A 1,260-nucleotide genomic window follows, 5' to 3' on the forward strand; every position below is an offset into this window, starting at 1 on the left:
CACATGGTGTCGCCGCCGGCGGCCGGGACCTCCACGGCCCGCAGGACGGAGCCCATCGCCGGGGCGGCCATGAAGGAGTGGTCGCTGTGCCAGATGTTCTCCTGGCCGATGGCGGTGGCGTCCTTGGCGAGCCGGGAGACCCCGGCGGTGTCGCCCTTGGGGAAGAACGGGTTCGGCTCGGGCGGCCCCCACACGCCGGCCAGGGCGAGGTGGGCGCGGGCGTCGAAGCGGTGCTGGTCCCGGAAGAAGATCACCTTCCACTCGTCCAGGGCCCGGCGCAGTTCGGCGGCGAGGTCCTCGCCGATCGGGTCGGCGAGGTCGACGCCGGTGATCTCGGCGCCGATGTGCGGGGTCATCGGGGTGATCTCCAGCAGGCGGAAGTCGGCGTGCGGAGTGTCGGGCGCCGTCCGCTCCAGCCGGCGGCGGCCGGCGTGGAACAGCGGCTTGGCGAGGATCGGGTGCGAGGTGGTGCTCACGGCGGTGCCCATGCGGTCCTCCACGGTTCGCGGCGGAATTCGTTACCGGCAGTATTGATATTCGCCCGCGACAGGGCAAGAGGCTGGGACGAGGAGATTCGGTGACGCACCCTGGCGAAACAAGGGGCGCGTCCGCCCCCCGGCGGCCGGGGGATGCGCGGATCAGGAGGTGCGGCTGACCGCGCGCACCACGAAGTCGACGAGGTCGTCGACGAGATGACTGTCCGGCAGTTCGCGCTCCGCCAGCAGCCGGTAGATCATCGGGGCCGCCACCAGGGTCGCGGCCGAGCGGATGTCGATCTCCGGGCGGACCTCGCCCCGGGCGATGCCCCGCTCCAGGATGATGCGGGTCTCCGCCATGATCCGGTCGGTGTAGGCCGCGTAGGCGCCGTGCTCGCCGGGTTCCGCCGCGGCGGCGGCGCCGATCAGCTCGGCCACCAGCCGGTCCGTGCCGGGCATCCGGTAGGAGGCCAGACGCGTGGTCAGCACCTCGCGCAGTTCGGCCCGCAGATCACCGAGGTCGGGCACCGAGAGCGGCCCGATCCGGCTCTCGGCGGCCGCGATCACCAGGGCCTGCTTGGACGGCCAGCGCCGGTACATGGCCGGCTTGCTGACGCCCGCCCGGGCGGCCACGGCGTCCATGGTGACCGCCCGGATGCCCTGTTCGGTGACCAGCTCGATCACCGCGTTCAGGGCGGCGCCCGTCACCCGCTCCTCCCGCGGCCGTCCTGGTCCGCGCCCGCCACCGCGTGCCTGTGTACCGCCCATGCCTGCGAGCATACGG

2 protein-coding genes are annotated in these 1,260 nt (G+C 73.0%); both read right to left on the reverse strand.

Annotation, left to right across the window (positions count from 1 at the left end):
• The coding region (locus ABZ641_RS38115) for a TauD/TfdA family dioxygenase (RefSeq protein WP_359989231.1) at positions 1-488 on the reverse strand (488 nt) is incomplete at its 3' end.
• Positions 489-638: 150 nt separating this feature from the next.
• Entirely contained in the window at positions 639-1,256 is a 618-nt protein-coding gene (locus tag ABZ641_RS38120; RefSeq protein ID WP_359989233.1) for a TetR/AcrR family transcriptional regulator, read from the reverse strand.
• Positions 1,257-1,260 lie beyond the last annotated feature (4 nt).

Source organism: Kitasatospora sp. NPDC007106, assembly GCF_040634455.1.
Classification (GTDB): Bacteria; Actinomycetota; Actinomycetes; order Streptomycetales; family Streptomycetaceae; genus Kitasatospora; species Kitasatospora arboriphila.

Excerpts from the sequence above, each read along its gene's own strand:
- ABZ641_RS38120 (WP_359989233.1), bottom strand. The coding sequence starts at position 1,256 with ATGCTCGCAGGCATGGGCGGTACACAGGCACGCGGTGGCGGGCGCGGA.